This is a genomic window from bacterium (assembly GCA_024742285.1).
In the GTDB taxonomy this organism is placed as follows: Bacteria; Myxococcota_A; UBA9160; order UBA9160; family UBA4427; genus UBA4427.
Genome location: JANSYR010000025.1, coordinates 1 through 14,437 on the forward strand (window position 1 = coordinate 1; position 14,437 = coordinate 14,437).

Sequence of the window (14,437 nt, forward strand, 5' to 3'; positions counted from 1 at the left end):
CTGAAGGATCGGTCGGAGAACCGGAAGAGAGGGACGCCGGCGCAGGCGCTTGGGATCACGGAGCGGGCGCTCGACCTTGGGGACGTGCTGTGTGAGCGACAGTTCGCGGGGCGGATCCCGTCGATACGAGGGTGGCTAGCGAAGTGCTACTTCGGCCGGATCCGGACGCGGGCGATCGAGAACAACGTCCAGCATCGGGCGAGGTTCGCGATCTAGGGAAATCGGCTGGCAGACGTCGTCTTCCGGGCGGTTGCGGTTGGAAGAGGCGCAATTCCAGTTCCACGTCTCGTCGACTGAGGCAGGTCGGGTCCCGAGCCTCCTCCGGGCGTTACAATGGCCTTCCTCGCGGTGAATCCACGCCGCGCCCGGGAGGTCCCATGAGCCAGACGACGATCGCGACCGCGAGCGGCGAGACGACGACCGACCAGCTCGGTCGAACGCTGATGCACGAACACCTCGTGATCGGCTATCCCGGCTGGGAATCGCACACGAAGGTGAAGAGCCCGTCGCCCGAAGACGAGCTCGCGATCTGTGTCGACAAGATCCAGCAGATCCAGGACCTCGGATATTCGTCGATGCTCGACCCGTGTCCGTCGGATCTCGGTCGCGACGTGGAGCTCGCCGCGAAGGTGGCCCAGCAGACGGGCTTCCAGATCGTCCTCGCGACCGGCCTCTACAAGCAGGAAGAGGGCGGCGTTCCGTACTGGCATTTCCGTTCGAACTTCGGCGACGTGACCGAGGTGATGGCCGAGCAGTTCGTCCACGAGCTGACCGAAGGCATCGGCGAGACCGGGATCAAGGCCGGCATCATCAAGGTCGCGAGCGGCCCGGGGAAGATCACGGACTACGAGAAGCAGGTCCTGGTCGCTGCCGCGAAGGCGTCGGTCGAGACCGGCGCGCCGATCAACACGCATACCGATCAGGGCACCGTCGGCGACGAGCAGCAACGGATCCTGACGGAGAACGGCGTCCCCGCCCACCGCATCATCATCGGGCACTCGTGCGGGACCGACGATCACGACTACCACATGAAAATCGCCCGGGGCGGTTCCTATCTCGGCTTCGACCGCTTCGGGCTCGACATCGTCTTCCCCGACGCGAAGCGGGTCGCTTCGCTGGCCGCGATGATCGACGCGGGCGCAGGGGATCGCTGCGTCGTGTCCCACGACTCGGTCTGGTGTTGGAAGGGACAGCCCTTCCCGCCGGGCATGCTCGAGAGCGTCCCGGACGCCTTCGACCCGACCCATTTCGACCGCAAGATCGTCCCCCAGCTGAGGGAACGCGGGGTCACCGACGAGCAGATCGATCGCCTCGTCGTCGAGAATCCGCGCCGCTTCTTCGAGGGGGGAAAGCTGGACTCCCTCGCCTGAGCCCCCTCGCGCGGGCGCCGGCGTCGCCCGCACGCAGCGCTATCGTACGCGTCGCATTCCCCACCCGTCCCGGGGAATCACCCGGTCCGTCCGTGTGCGTGACGCGTGACCGGAAGACGACACCGTCAGCCAACACCGGAACACAGCAACGAAAAGGAGCCGCCATGAAGGCTGCCATCATGATGGAGAACAACGCGGACCTCGTGATCCGCGACGACGTCACGCTCGGTGACGTCGGACCCAAGGACGTTCGCGTGAAGATCGGTTCGAGCGGCGTCTGCCACTCGGACCTGTCCGCGGTCAACGGCACGATCCCGATGCCGCCGCCGTCGGTCCTCGGTCACGAGGGCGCCGGCGTCGTCGAGGAAGTCGGTGAGGGCGTGACCAGCCTCGCGGTCGGCGACCACGTGATCCTGTCGTTCGTTCCGGCCTGCTCCCACTGCAACCCCTGCCTGCGCCAGCAGTCCTACCTCTGCCAGCAGGCGGGACCGCAGGCGATGAGCCAGAACTTCCGCATGGACGGGAATCCGATCGGCGGCATGACCGGCCTCGGAACCTTCGCGGAAGAGTTGATCATCGGAGAGGCCGCCTGCGTCAAGATCGACAACGACGTCCCGCTGGACGTCGCGGCCCTGATCGGCTGCGGCGTCACGACCGGCGTCGGCGCCTCGATCAACACGGCGCAGATCACGCCGGGCTCGTCGGTCGTCGTCTTCGGTTGCGGCGGTGTGGGCATCTCCGCCATCCAGGGCGCGCGGATCGCCGGCGCCGCGGAGATCCTGGCCGTCGACATGATGGAAGGGAAGCTCGAGCAGGCGAAGCATTTCGGCGCGACCTCGGTCACGACGCCGGACGGCTTCGACGACGCCAAGATGAAGCTCACGGGCGGCGAGGGCTTCGACTTCGCCCTCGAGTGCATCGGCAACCCGAACACGATCCGCGCGACCTACGACGCGGCCCGCAATGGCGGTACGGCGGTCATCGTCGGCGTCGGTCGCATGGAGCAGATGGTGCAGTTCTCGGCCTTCGAGCTCTTCTACGCGAACAAGACGCTCAAGGGCTCGATGTACGGCTCGGCCAACGTCCGGACCTTCATGCCAGAGCTGCTCTCGCTCTGGACGAACGGCAAGCTCGATCTCGAGAGCATGATCTCCCGACGCATCAAGCTCGACGAGGTGAACGACGCCTTCCGCGCGATGGAAGCGGGAGAGGTGATCCGGAGCGTCATCGACTTTTGACCGTTTGGGAGTGACGTCGTCGGGCAGCCTGGGGCTGCCGGTCGACTCGCTGCTCACCGTTCGTTCTTGAAGGCCCCGCTCGCCAGCTGGTGAGTGGGGTCTCCTTCGTTCAGGGCCCGGCGTCGCGGTCGCGAATCAGTTCAGGGCTTCGCGTTGTCTCGGGGAGAGGAGGGGAGTGGGGTCCTGTTTTTTCCAGGCGGCGTGGTTGAGGCGGAGGCGTTCGGCGGGGGTGGCTTCGAGGGCGGCGAGGGCCGGGAAGCGCTTCAGGTGGAAGAGCTGGTCGCGGTCGCTCGCGTCGCGGGCGATGCCGGGTGCCCGCCGGGCGGTTCCGGGGTAGATCGCCTTCGCGATCGCGAGCTGCGCGTCGTCGTGGGCGAAGACGCCGTCGGCGCAGCCGTTCCGGAAGGCCTTTCGGAGGAGCTGCGCGTAGCTCACGCGGGTCGGGTCGAAGCGGACCTCGACGACTTCGCGGCCGCCGAGATGGCCGGCGCGACTCGAGAGCAGGCCGTCGATCCCGCCGAGGCAGGCTTCGCCGACCCAATAGCAGGCCATCGAGAGGGTGGCGCGCTCGATGCGCGCGGGGGCGAGCTCGTCGCGCAAGGAAGCGACGTAGCGGGGAACGGCCCGCCCAGACGCTTCGAGCGCGTCGATCATGCGTGTCGCCACGGCTTCGTCGGTCCAGACGCGATCGCGGCGGGGAAGGAGGTCGTTTCCCCGAGCGTCGACGAAGCGCACGACCGGGTTGTTCCAGGCGGGCTCCCCGAAGCGGCGGAGCACCTCGCGATCGTGTCCGCCCACGTTGTTCAGGATCGCGAGCGGAACGAACTCGTCTTCGATCGCCTCGACGAGGCGCGGGTGCGAGAGCACTTCGCCGCCGAAGTTCACGCAGGTCGCACAGCCCGGGACCTCCTGGAAGAGGAGGAAGACAGGCTTGCCGGAGTCGGCGCTCGATCGGGCGGCTTCGTCGTAGTTTCGGAGCCAGGCGACCTCTCCGAGCTCTGCCGGCGTTGCGGACCGCTCGGCGTCGACGCGGGTCGCGACGAAGAGCAGTCCGGCGATCACGAGCGCGAATCCGATTCCGATGCGATCGAGCAAAGCGTGTCCTCCAGGGCGGCAGGCAGGTCACCCCCTACTACGCCATCACCCCGAATCGGTTTCGCTCTCTTCGAAAGAGGAGTTGTACGAAGAACGAAGGGCCCGCAGCGCCCCACCCCTGGCACAACGAAGCGCGGCACCACACCGCGTCCAGGTTTTCACCCGACCCGCAGCGCTCCCCATCCGGCGCTCCGCCTCCCCGACTCAGCCCCGCCCAGGCGGTAGAAAGTCGATGAAGATCGGGGAGCTCCACGCCTGCGGCTCGTGCTCGCCAAGGCACAGGTCCTCGGCGCCGCCGTCGCACAGATCCACGCTCGTGCATCGGCCCTCGGCGTCGCGCTCGCAGCGGAGATTGTCGCCGTTGACGGCCGGGGCGGGCGCCTCGTGGGCGCGGACGTAGTAGACCGTATCGCGGCCGAAACGGGCGTACTCGGGATCGGTGAAGGTGACCGCGCAGCCCGCCGGGTCGCCGTCGCACGCGAAGCTCCGCCAGGGGTCCTCGATCAGCGCGTCCACCGGCTCGTCGGGCGCGTTCTGCGGGCGGATCCGGATCACGTCGATCCGGGTGATCGGACGTCGCTCGGCGCCCGGGTTGTAGCACTCGCCCCGGCAGACGTTCTCGAGACGATCGGCGCCCAGGGCGTTCGCTGCGTAGTCGGGGCAGCCCGGGACCTGCTCGAAGGACCCGACCGCGCGCGCCTGGAAGATCGGGCTCTCGTTCATCGAGGTCTCGCCGCCCATCGGGACCGGCCGGCCGCGCGAGTTGGGCGCGTTCAGCAGATCGAACCAGAGCAGCATGCGCGGACCGCTCGTGCCGTAGACCTCGCGGCGCTGGAACGCCTCCCAGATCGCATCGCGGTCGCGTCCCTTCGCGTGAGTCGCGACGAGGCCGCCGGTCTGGAAGAAGGAGGCCTGGCGCTCCATCTCCATGAGCGCGAAACCGACGAGGTCCGTGTTCTCGCGGTCGAACTCGCGGGGCTCGGAGGAGGGCGCTTCTGCCGGCGGCGCGAGGACCGAGGCCATGACGCCCTCCGCGTTGGCGAGGGCGTTGCGCGATTCGGTGAAGCCGACACGAAGGGACTCCTTGTAGCCCGTGCCGGGACGAGCGAAGTGATTGTCGCTCGAGGCCATGAATCCGAAGCGGAAGCGCCGCGGGTCGTTCGGGTCGTCGTCGAAGTTGCCGAGGGCCGTGATGTACTGGGCCGAGCCCTTGTTGCGGTAGTTGAAGGCCGGCTGCGCACAGTCGGGGCACTGCCCGGCGTCGAGCCACTCTTCCGGCTCGGCGCCCTGGATCGCGAGGTGGCCCTGCGGGCCGGCCTCGGCGGACCACGCGCGTGCCTTCGCGGCGCGCTCGGCGCACGCGTCGGCGGCGCTGCCTTCGGCGAGGCAGCGCTCCTCGATGATCTCGCCGGCCCGCCAGCACGTCGGCGTGTAGCCGTTTCGCGGCTCCGGGCAGATCGCCGTACCGTCCTCGGCGAAGAGCATGTCGTCGAAGTCGCTCCACTCCTCGCTGTTGCCGTGGCCCGAGTAGACCTCGATCAGAATCTGGCGGTCCTCGTCGTGCATCGGCCCTTCGAGCTGCTTCGCCCAGTCCGAGCCCGGCGGCGTATAGAAGCCCCAGGTCGTCCCGTGCGGGATCACCATCGAGTCGAAGCCCCAGTCGTCCAGCTTCTCGAAGAGCAGGTCCGGTGTCTCGACCATCTCGACGCAGTCTTCGGGCAGGCGGCGGACGGGCACGCCGAGGGGGCAGACCTCGAGCGGGTCGCGCTCCATGAAGAAGCTCGCGAGATCGTGGAGGCGTTCATCGCCCATGCCGTGGAGGAAGGCCCCGGCGACCGCGCCGCCGAAGGGGTTCGCGTCCGTCATCATGGCGCGTGTGCCGACCGAACCGATCGGCCGGGTGGGGATCTCGTCGTCGGCGAGTCCGCGGACCACGACGTTCTTGTGGCCGTAGTGGGTCTCGGGGGTCTGACCGACCTGGGTCCACTCCCAGCCGAGGAAGGCGACGGTGTCCGGGTTGGCGGGATCGCCGGCGACGTCGTTGCAGGCGCGGATCGTGTCGATCGTCTCCCCCCAGTGGGTCGGCGAGATGCTCTCGGCGTGGTCGTTGATCGACCAGAAGTCGAGGGCCGAGCAGAAGCGCGCGAAGTCACAGGCGTCCGCCGGCGGGTGGGCCCCTTCACCGCCCTGGAGCGGCAGGCTCATCATGAACGCGTCGAAGGAGAAGGTCGTGTGGACGTGGAGATCGCCGAAGAGGATCTGTTTCGGGCGAGAGACGAGCATCTCGTCGGCGGCGGACACGACGGCGGCAGTGGTCGCCGCGACGGCGTCGGCGGGGCGAGCCTGATCCGTCACCTGACCGGGGACTTCGTGCTCGCCCAGGCCGCCTTCGCCGACGTAGTCGAACCAGAAGAAGAGCACTGCGAGCAGGGCGACGACGACGAGGACGAGAATGCGCGACATGGAAACCCTCCAGCCCGGGCTTCGCCGCGGGCGAAGGGCGACGGTATCATACGGCCGTCTCCGATCCGGACACGCGCGCGCGAAGTGTTCGCCTCTGCTTCGAGCGTGCACGTGCTCGCGATCGGATCGCAGCTGGCCCACCGTGGGATGGGGACGGAGACCGGGAACACGGCCGTGCGCTCCGCGCTCGGCTCGGCCGTACTCGAGGAACCCAACGCGAGACGACGGGCACCCCTCCTCGTGGACCCGTGCGGTGCCATGAGACGCCAGATCGTGTTGCCCGCGAGCAAGGGCCGATTCGCGATCGGGTCTGCCTGCGAGGCCGGCAGTGGTCTCACGACACCCAGCCAACCCAAGGGGGTTCTTCGCATGCTCGGCCCGGATCGAGTTCTTCGCTCTCTGATCGCTCTTCTCCTCCTTGCTGGGGCTGCCTCGGCCCAGGAGGTGCTGGTCGACCAGCCCCTCACGAGCGATCCCGGCGCACGGGGAGGTCTGGTGAGCGTCTCTGCAACCGGTGGCGCCTCCGGGCAGCAGATCGCTGCGGGATTCTCCGTACCCGACGGATCGCAAGCGGTCGCGATCGAGTGGTGGGGCGCGCACGATTCGCCGGCCACCGATCCCACCGCCGTCACGCTCGAACTTCGGCTCTTCGCGGACGATCTCGGTCTTCCCGAGACTGCGGCGACGGAGGTGGTTTCCCTGGACTTCGAGGCGACGCCCACGGGCTTCGCAACGGGGAACGGAGACGCGATCTACGCCTACTCGGCCGCGATCGACCCGCCGCTTCTCCTCTTCGGGGGGGATCAGTGGTTGTCGATCGTGCAGGTGTCCCCGACACCCGGTGATTGGCTCTGGGTCTCCGCGGACGAACTTCCGGTCTTGATCGCGGACCGCTTCGGCACCGACGCCGATCCGTGGACCCCGGGGCTCTCGTTCCGTGGCAACCGCGCGATCCGCGTCCTGCCGGAACCGGCGACGGCGGCTCTCCTCGCAGTCGGATCGCTGGCTCTGCTGGCGGCGGGCGCTCGGCGGGCGGGTCACCCGGCCACGAGCTCTCGGTACTCGTCTCGAAGCAGCCGACGGAGCCGGACTAGCGCGTCCGGTCGGTGAGCGTCGTTCCCGTGAGCTTCCGGTAGAAGCCGTAGATCGGGAGCGCGAGTCGCAGGGGCAAGGGATCTCGCGTCTCTTCGGCGAAGGCCGGGCGCGCCGCGAGACGCGCGAACCACTCGGCGAGCCGGGGGTGACGCCCGAGCGGATAGCCCGACTTCGAGACGCGCAGGACCGTGATGAACCAGGAGAGATCGATCACCGAGGGCGACTCGCCGCCGAGAAATCGCCCGGTCGCGAGGCGGGCGTCCAGGTCGTCGAAGACCTCGCGGTGGCGATCGACGGAGGCCTGGGCAACCTCGTCGGGGATCCCCTGGCGCGCGTAGTCCCGCCACCACGCGACCTCCTTCGCGCGTTTCGGATCCTGTCGGCCTTCCCGCTCCCAGCGCTCGAGCGTCTTCTCGGGCTTCCTGGCGAGGACGTGGGGCATGAGGAATCCCATCGTGAGGTTCCGCAGATCCATGTGCATGGCGTCCTCCCGCGCGAGCTCCGCGTTCACGTCCGCGAGGGCGGCCGGGTCCTTCGGGAAGAAGGGCGGGGCGCTCGACGGCAGCGCGTCGAGGTGGGCGAGAATGTCGTTGCTCTCGACGTGGACCTCGCCGTCGTGCACGAGGACGGGGACGACGCCGCGCGCATTGATCCCGAGGAACCACGCGCTCACGTGTTCGTTGCGCGGCAGGTCGATCGGGTGGGACGTCCACTCGAGGCCCTTCTCCCGGAGCAGGATCCGGACCTTCTGGGAGCAGGTCGAGCTCTGGAAGTGGAGGAGGTGGAGTCCCTGCCAGGACTTCACCTCCTCGGTCGTGATCTGCTCGGGAGGGACGCGCATGATCGGACTCCGGGGCCGAGCGAGCGGGGCGAAGCCGCTCCTGTTCAATCGAACAGGAGAGATTATGCGGTCGTATAAGCGAGGCGCAAGGACGGTCGGAGAATCGTCGGAGCTGCGAGTCTCCGCTTGATTGGCTGCGCTGCGTGCATAGATGTACCTTCACGATTCGGCGCAGTCCTGCGCCGGCCCCGGTGGGGGCGATCTGGCTTCGACGGGTGGTCGAGGCCGGGCGTTGCGTGTCGAGGTCGTAGCCACCTCGTTAAACAGCTGCAGTCTGGTAGCTCATAACTGCCGATGACAACTACGCTCTCGCTGCCTAACTAACCCTTAGGAACTAGCGACTACCGTCCGTGATGCCTACTAGCGGGTCGCGGTAGCGATATGCAGGCTGGTCCCCGAGCGCTGCTCGGCCGTATCCGGGGACGAGAACCACGTCGAGCTAGGGATCGGTTGGCCCGTCTCCACGCCGGCCGAACCCCGAAGCCAAGGGGAGACTACGCACGTAGACGCGTCCGGAAGACGCCATGCGGACGCGGGTTCGATTCCCGCCGCCTCCACCACTAAGCCTTCCCAGCAGATCCCATAGAGTCCCGCGACGCCGGATATCCAAGAGCCACCGGAGGTCGTAACGATCGTTCCTGAGAGTGGTGAATCTGTTGCCTTGGATTCGGCTGCCGGCCGGGCGCTCGATGAATCGGCTCAAGGGTCCGAGGCTCGCTCCCGCGACCTGTCACCCGCCAAGAGCGAGGCGAGGTGTACGGAGGGCGCGGCTTGGCGATCCAAAAGCACGGGACCGATTCGGTTTCTCGCGTTGGGGGGTATAGATAGGGGTACTCCCGAAGATCGGCTTTCGGAATCTCAAGAGGATTCGGACAGTTGGCCCGACATGAACGTTCCCGCCGCCGAATTCGAACGTTCCAGCAAATCTTGGGGCTCGGCAGCCGTCGCCGGCCCGTTCGCACCTCCGTATCGGTCCGAAGTCTGACACGCCGTTGGCGATTTCGAGGCCTTGGAGCTGAAGCCGCGCATCGAGCCTTCTTCGGGACGAAACGCAGCGGGACGATGATGGCGACTCGTTCCTGAGGCCGAGAAGCCTATCGATCCTGCACACCTTCGCGCCAAAGCGCGCGCCCCAGGCCCGCACACACCGCCAGCAGGATCACGCAGAAAGGCAGTCCCGTATTGATGGCGGCGGATTGAAGCGCGGCCAACCCCCCGGCCACGAGCAGGACCGCAGCCACGATGCCTTCGCTCACTGCCCAGAAGACGCGTTGCCAGACCGGCGGGTCCGGATGGCCACCGGACGTCAGCATGTCGATCACGAACGAGCCCGAGTCCGAAGACGTGACGAAGAAGATCGCCACGACGAGCGCCGCGAGAAGCGAAGTCGCTTCGGCGGCGGGAAGCCTTTCGAGCAGCGCGTAGATCCCGATCGAGATGTCGCCCTCGACCGCGGCCACGATTCCGGGGCTCTGCGCGTCGAGTGTGAGAGCGGACCAGCCGAATACGGTGAACCAAAGGCAGCTGATCAGCGTCGGGACGATCAGGACGCCAAGGACGAACTCGCGAATCGTCCGGCCCCGCGAGATGCGCGCGATGAACATCCCTACGAAGGGAGACCAGGCGATCCACCAGGCCCAGTAGAAGAGGGTCCATCCCTTCTGCCATTCGATGGGACCGGGTGCCTCGTAGCCGCTTCCCAGCGGAACGAGCGCGGCGGCGTAGTCGACGAGGCGAGCGGGGAAGGCTTCGAGTAGCGCCCCCGTCGGTCCGGCGAACGCGACGAAGAGCAGGAGCAGGGTCGCGAGTGCGACGTTGAGTTCGGACAGCCGCCGGATCCCGCGATCGAGGCCGAGGGCCACCGAAGAGGTCGCGCCTGCCGTGATGACGGCGATTACCATCACCTGCACGCTGGACGACACCGGAACGTCGAAGAGCCGCGCCAGGCCAGCATTGATCTGCATGGCGCCGAGCCCAAGCGAGGTTGCGAGGCCGAAGATCGTTCCGAATACCGCGAACACGTCGACGCCGTGTCCGATCCATCCATGGATCCGATCGCCGAGAAGCGGATGCAGGGTCGAACGGATCGCGAGTGGCAGCCCCTGCCTGTGTCCGAAGTAAGCGATCGCGAGCCCCATGACGGCGTAGATGCCCCAGGCATGCAGGCCCCAGTGGAAGAACGTGATCGTCATCGCCTGTCGTGCTGCTTCGGGCGTGCCGCCGGCGAGGGCGGGAGGACTCGCATAGTGCGTGACCGGCTCGGCGACGCCGTAGAACCTGATGCCGATGCCCATGCCGGCGCTGAACAGCATCGCGAACCAGGAGGGACGACCGAAGGCCGGGGGCTCGCCTTCGGGGCCGAGTCGCACGGTGCCCCGCTTGCCCAGTGCGCACCAGACCGAGAAGAGCAGGAAGAACGCGGTTGAGCCGACGAAAAGCCATCCCCAGGTTCCGACGATCCAGTCCTGGAGCCCGACGAAGAGATCCCTCGCCCGCTCCGGATCGGCGACGCCGAACGCGAGCACGGCCAGCACCACCGCGGCCGAGGAGAGGAAGACAGCCGGCTCGATTCGGGACCCGTCCGTCTTCACGTCGGAGCTCAGCCGCTCTTCCGGAAGTGGAAGATGCCCCACGTCAGGTGTCCGCGGTCGGCCCCGTTCACCCAGTGCCCCAACCCCTCGAGCATCCGGGTCACGTACTCGTCGCCGCAGCGCTCGATCATCTCGTCACGCCGCGCTCCGAGCACCTGCCGTACCCGGTCATAGTGGTTGCGCAGCTGGCTCGTCATTTCGCCGAACTCGACTTCCGCGAAGCCCAGACCGGCCAGATTCTTTCGGTAGAAGGCGGGTGAAGCCAGGGAGTCGAGGTGAATGCGGTCGAGCACCGGCTGCAGTACATCGGGTGGACAGTCGTCCGTCTGCATCGGGTCCGTGAAGACGAAGTGGCCGCCCGGCTTGAGGACACGCGCGACTTCGGCGAGGACTCGCTCACGGGCCCCGCTGTGGAGGATCGCGTCCTGTGACCACACGACGTCATATCGGGCATCCGACCCCGGGATCGACTCGAAGTTCGCGTGCACCACGTGAACGAGGTCGGACAGCCCGGCCTTGGCCGTGATGATGCGGTTGCGCTCGTTCTGGACGTCGCTCAGGTTCAGACAGTCGACCTGGCAGCCGAACTTCGTCGCCACGTACCGCCCGGCGCCGCCGTAGCCTGCGCCGAGATCGAGCACGCGATGCGCTGGATTCAAGAAGTCGACGCGTCCCGCCACGGTCTCGACCGTGCGCGCACTCGCCGTGGCGACGTCCTCGTCGGGATGCTGATAGACGCCGATGTGGATGTCTTCGCCGCCCCAGATCTCTGCGTAGAACGAGTCGGCTTGGTCGCTGTCGTAGTAGGCCTCGGTCGTGGCGGTGACTGAGGCGGCGCCGGCTTCGTCAGGCATCGGGATGATCCATGTGTTTCTCAGCGACGTGGACGAAGAAGTCGGGGTCAGCTTCCTGGTACGTCTCCTGGAAATCGCCGTAGGTCTTGACGGATGCGAAGCCTGCTTCGCGGATCAGCTTCCGCGTGTAGTTCTTGCGAAGCGGGAACATGTTGAGTCGGAACTCGGAGCCGTCCGGAAACGAATAGAGGAACCGGGCGAGGCCCTCGTCGACGTGCTCGGGTTCGGCACTGACGTCGTCTCCGCAGTAGTAGTACCTGTGCTTCGACGAGAAGCCGTGATCCAGGATCGAGTCGTAGTTGCGCTGATCGAGGATCAGGATGCCGTCGTGCTTCAGCGCGGCATAGAACTCGGCGAGGGCGCGTCGGCGGTCTTGCTCGTCGAAGAGATGGGTGAACGAGTTGCCGAGGCAGATGATCGCGTCGAATTTTCCGTGCACCTCGCGATTCAGCCACCGCCAATCGGCGTGAATCGTCTTGAGAATCAGGTGTCGGTCGGTCGCGTTCTGGAACGCCTTCGAGAGCATCGCGGCGTTGCCGTCGACGCTCGTCACCTCGAATCCCGCATCCGCGAGCTGGATCGAGTGGAAGCCCGTTCCCGTCGCGACGTCGAGCACCTTCGTCTTTCCGCGCGCCTTGAGCTGCTCGATGAAGAACCGGCCCTCGCTCTCGGCGCGGGATCCCCAGTCGATCAGCTCGTCCCATTTCTCGACGAAGGTCTGGACGTACTCGGCCTGGTAGTGGTCGGTTTCGCGAATGGCCGTGGGCGCGTCACCGAAGTCCTGGCTGATCGCGCGCAGTGATCGTTCGGCCTGCTCGCGGAGGATCTCGGTCGGGTTCGACGACATGGGCCCCTCTTCTGGCGAAGACTTCGGGACCGAGCGCCGGCCCGCGAAGGACCCGCACAGTAGGCGCCAAACCCATTCGATGCAATGTATTGAATGAGTGAGGGCTATGGAATTGAGAGCCGGAAAAGCGTCTCTAGAGTCGCAATTTCGCGTTTGGACGGGTATTTCGTTGAGAGCACAATGAATAGAATCAATTGTGTTCGCCGCAATCAATCCCCTCGGGGTTCGATGCCGCCCGGCGTGGGCGACTCCTCGGCGGGCTGTGCAACGGGGCCCGTCTCGAGGATCGGGGCGGCATCGAGGTGCTCGGCATCCATCATCGACGCGATGCGTTCGAGCGCGGACAGCATCCAGTGCCGCTCCCAATCTTCGAGCCGCGCCAACTCCGCGCGGAAATCTTCCTGCAGGAGCGACGGCGCCTCGTCCAGAACGTCGAGCCCCTCCTGCGTGACCTCGATGCCCACGCTCCGTCGATCGCCTTCCGATCGCTTCCGGGCGACCAGGCCGCGACGTTCCAGGCGAGTGACGATCCCCGACACCGTGGGCTGGCTCAGGTGCACGGCGCGGGCGAGCGCGCTGATCGACGGCTGTCCGACGCGCTCGGCCTCGCGAAGGGTCGCGAGCTGCGGGCCGGTCAGCTTGTGACGGTCCTGTAGGCGCCGCGATTGCAGATCGATCGCGCGGATGATGCGCCGGATCGACGCGACGATCTGGTCTTCGATTTCGTTGGGTGTGCTCACTGCCTTCTCCAGATCACCGAATACCGACATCGATAGAGCGTATGCAATCGACGTACGATGTCGCGTCGCGCGGGGTTCTCCGTCGCGGAGAGACGACCTCCGCTATGTCGACGGGGCCCGAGCGGCCTCGGTCCGCGTGTGATCGCCGGGGCCCCGCGCCGCCGCCGCGCCGCCCTCGCACTTCCATCCGAAGTCCAAAGTATCCGATTTTTCGTCGCTTTCTTCGATTGGCGCGCGGGTTCGATTCCCGCCGCCTCCACCATTCTGCAATGGAATGACGCTTCTGCGGGCCACCTGGCGATCCGTTCGATTTCCACCGCCGAATTCGAGAACCCTCACGAACTCCTGGCGTTGGCCGCGTGGGAGATCGCGCTCGCACCTCCGGGCCAGGCTCCTCGCGCGAACGGAGGGATGACACGCCGGAAGCAATGAGTCCCGGGCGCCGCCCTCGGTTCGGATCGGGGCGCCGTCTCGACGCGCTCGTCGCGGACCCAGGGTTCCTGTAATCTCGCCTTCGGCGCCCTGGTCTCCAATCGCATCGTCCGCGATCGGTCGTCCCGCACGCCTCACTCGGCGAGAGATCGAGTGGGCGATTCACCCGAGAGGAGACCGTCATGAAGCACTATTTCAATCCGATCAGTCGCGGTGCGACCACTGCTTGGATGCTCGCCGAGCTCGACGTCGAGCACGAAGCCATCGTGGTCGATCTGCAAGCGAGCGAACGAGAAAGGCTCGAGTACCGCTCCGTCAACCCGATGGGAAAGGTTCCCGCGCTCGTCGACGGCGACGTCGTCGTCACCGAGGCGGCGGCGATCTGTGCCTACCTGGCCGACCGATTCCCCGACCGTGGCCTCGCACCCGATCCGCTCTCGAGTGAACGCGGTGCGTACTACCGATACCTCTTCGTTCCGGGAAACACGCTCGAGCCCGCGTTCTCGCTCGCTGCGCTCGGCATCGAGCACCCGGCGCCGCAAAGTGCCGGTTGGGGTGACGTGGCGCGGGCACTCGCCACGATCGAATCGATGACCCCCGAATCGGGATGGGCGCTTGGCGCTCCGTTCACCGCAGCCGACGTCGTGTTCGGAGGCACGCTCGACTCGCTCGTGATGCTGGCCGGGCTCGAAGCGTCTCCACGCGTTCGCGCCTATCTGGAGCGGCTCAGGAGTCGACCGGCCTACCAGGCGACGCATGCGGCTTTCGCTTCTGGCTGAGACCGGCTGCAGACGAGCCGGCTCTCGGGCCGCGATCCGGACTCGGCGTTCTCGATGCGCCGCCCTCGGATTCGCTCGGTTCTCGCTCTCGG

General features: G+C 66.9%; 12 protein-coding genes and 1 other RNA gene. 6 read left to right on the forward strand and 7 right to left on the reverse strand.

What is annotated here, in order from left to right; all coding sequences use genetic code 11:
* The 3 genes from NXI30_27700 to NXI30_27710 all read left to right on the forward strand — a co-directional run.
* Window positions 1–216, forward strand: a 216-nt coding sequence (locus NXI30_27700; protein MCR9098022.1) for a hypothetical protein, incomplete at its 5' end; no start/stop codon positions are given.
* 161 nt (window positions 217–377) lie between these two features.
* Window positions 378–1,370 carry a phosphotriesterase-related protein gene (locus NXI30_27705; GenBank protein ID MCR9098023.1) on the forward strand — a complete coding sequence of 331 codons (993 nt, stop codon included), beginning with the start codon at window positions 378–380 and terminating at the stop codon, window positions 1,368–1,370.
* A 164-nt stretch (window positions 1,371–1,534) separates the two neighbouring features.
* Window positions 1,535–2,608, forward strand: coding sequence for a Zn-dependent alcohol dehydrogenase (locus NXI30_27710; protein MCR9098024.1), 1,074 nt, complete (start codon window positions 1,535–1,537; stop codon window positions 2,606–2,608).
* A 135-nt stretch (window positions 2,609–2,743) separates the two neighbouring features.
* On the opposite strand, the gene NXI30_27715 is transcribed toward NXI30_27710, so the two are convergent.
* Window positions 2,744–3,703 carry a thioredoxin family protein gene (locus NXI30_27715; GenBank protein ID MCR9098025.1) on the reverse strand — a complete coding sequence of 320 codons (960 nt, stop codon included), beginning with the start codon at window positions 3,701–3,703 and terminating at the stop codon, window positions 2,744–2,746.
* Between the two features lie 204 nt (window positions 3,704–3,907).
* Window positions 3,908–6,166: a DUF3604 domain-containing protein gene (locus tag NXI30_27720; protein ID MCR9098026.1), complete on the reverse strand. Its 2,259-nt coding sequence runs from the start codon at window positions 6,164–6,166 to the stop codon at window positions 3,908–3,910.
* A gap of 495 nt (window positions 6,167–6,661) precedes the next feature.
* Here NXI30_27720 and NXI30_27725 point away from each other — a divergent pair, with 495 nt between their 5' ends.
* Window positions 6,662–7,276: a hypothetical protein gene (locus NXI30_27725; GenBank protein MCR9098027.1), complete on the forward strand. Its 615-nt coding sequence runs from the start codon at window positions 6,662–6,664 to the stop codon at window positions 7,274–7,276.
* Here the strand turns inward: NXI30_27725 and NXI30_27730 are convergent.
* A complete protein-coding gene (locus NXI30_27730) occupies window positions 7,257–8,102 on the reverse strand; it encodes a glutathione S-transferase family protein (protein ID MCR9098028.1) in 846 nt (281 codons plus the stop codon). The two genes, NXI30_27725 and NXI30_27730, sit on opposite strands and share 20 nt — an antisense overlap.
* Window positions 8,103–8,295: 193 nt before the next feature.
* On the opposite strand from NXI30_27730, the gene ssrA reads away from it, so the two are divergent.
* Window positions 8,296–8,662: a transfer-messenger RNA gene (ssrA, locus tag NXI30_27735) on the forward strand.
* A 534-nt stretch (window positions 8,663–9,196) separates the two neighbouring features.
* On the opposite strand, the gene NXI30_27740 is transcribed toward ssrA, so the two are convergent.
* The 4 genes from NXI30_27740 to NXI30_27755 form a co-directional block, all read right to left on the reverse strand.
* Window positions 9,197–10,693 (reverse strand): BCCT family transporter, encoded by a 1,497-nt coding sequence (locus NXI30_27740; protein ID MCR9098029.1) that lies wholly within the window; start codon window positions 10,691–10,693, stop codon window positions 9,197–9,199.
* A gap of 8 nt (window positions 10,694–10,701) precedes the next feature.
* Window positions 10,702–11,547, reverse strand: a complete 846-nt coding sequence (locus NXI30_27745) for a methyltransferase domain-containing protein (protein MCR9098030.1) — start codon at window positions 11,545–11,547, stop codon at window positions 10,702–10,704.
* Window positions 11,540–12,394, reverse strand: coding sequence for a class I SAM-dependent methyltransferase (locus NXI30_27750; GenBank protein ID MCR9098031.1), 855 nt, complete (start codon window positions 12,392–12,394; stop codon window positions 11,540–11,542). The genes NXI30_27745 and NXI30_27750 overlap by 8 nt, the downstream gene beginning before the upstream one ends.
* Window positions 12,395–12,603: 209 nt before the next feature.
* On the reverse strand, window positions 12,604–13,134 hold the full coding sequence (locus NXI30_27755) for a MarR family transcriptional regulator (GenBank protein MCR9098032.1): 531 nt from the start codon (window positions 13,132–13,134) through the stop codon (window positions 12,604–12,606).
* A 614-nt stretch (window positions 13,135–13,748) separates the two neighbouring features.
* Here NXI30_27755 and NXI30_27760 point away from each other — a divergent pair.
* Window positions 13,749–14,345, forward strand: a complete 597-nt coding sequence (locus tag NXI30_27760; protein ID MCR9098033.1) for a glutathione S-transferase family protein — start codon at window positions 13,749–13,751, stop codon at window positions 14,343–14,345.
* Window positions 14,346–14,437: the final 92 nt, after the last annotated feature.

Bases quoted from the DNA above. Each gene is read 5' to 3' on its own strand.
- NXI30_27705 (MCR9098023.1), top strand. From the start codon at position 378: ATGAGCCAGACGACGATCGCGACCGCGAGCGGCGAGACGACGACCGAC.
- NXI30_27710 (MCR9098024.1), top strand. From the start codon at position 1,535: ATGAAGGCTGCCATCATGATGGAGAACAACGCGGACCTCGTGATCCGC.
- NXI30_27720 (MCR9098026.1), bottom strand. From the start codon at position 6,166: ATGTCGCGCATTCTCGTCCTCGTCGTCGTCGCCCTGCTCGCAGTGCTC.
- NXI30_27730 (MCR9098028.1), bottom strand. From the start codon at position 8,102: ATGCGCGTCCCTCCCGAGCAGATCACGACCGAGGAGGTGAAGTCCTGG.
- NXI30_27745 (MCR9098030.1), bottom strand. From the start codon at position 11,547: ATGCCTGACGAAGCCGGCGCCGCCTCAGTCACCGCCACGACCGAGGCC.
- NXI30_27750 (MCR9098031.1), bottom strand. From the start codon at position 12,394: ATGTCGTCGAACCCGACCGAGATCCTCCGCGAGCAGGCCGAACGATCA.
- NXI30_27760 (MCR9098033.1), top strand. From the start codon at position 13,749: ATGAAGCACTATTTCAATCCGATCAGTCGCGGTGCGACCACTGCTTGG.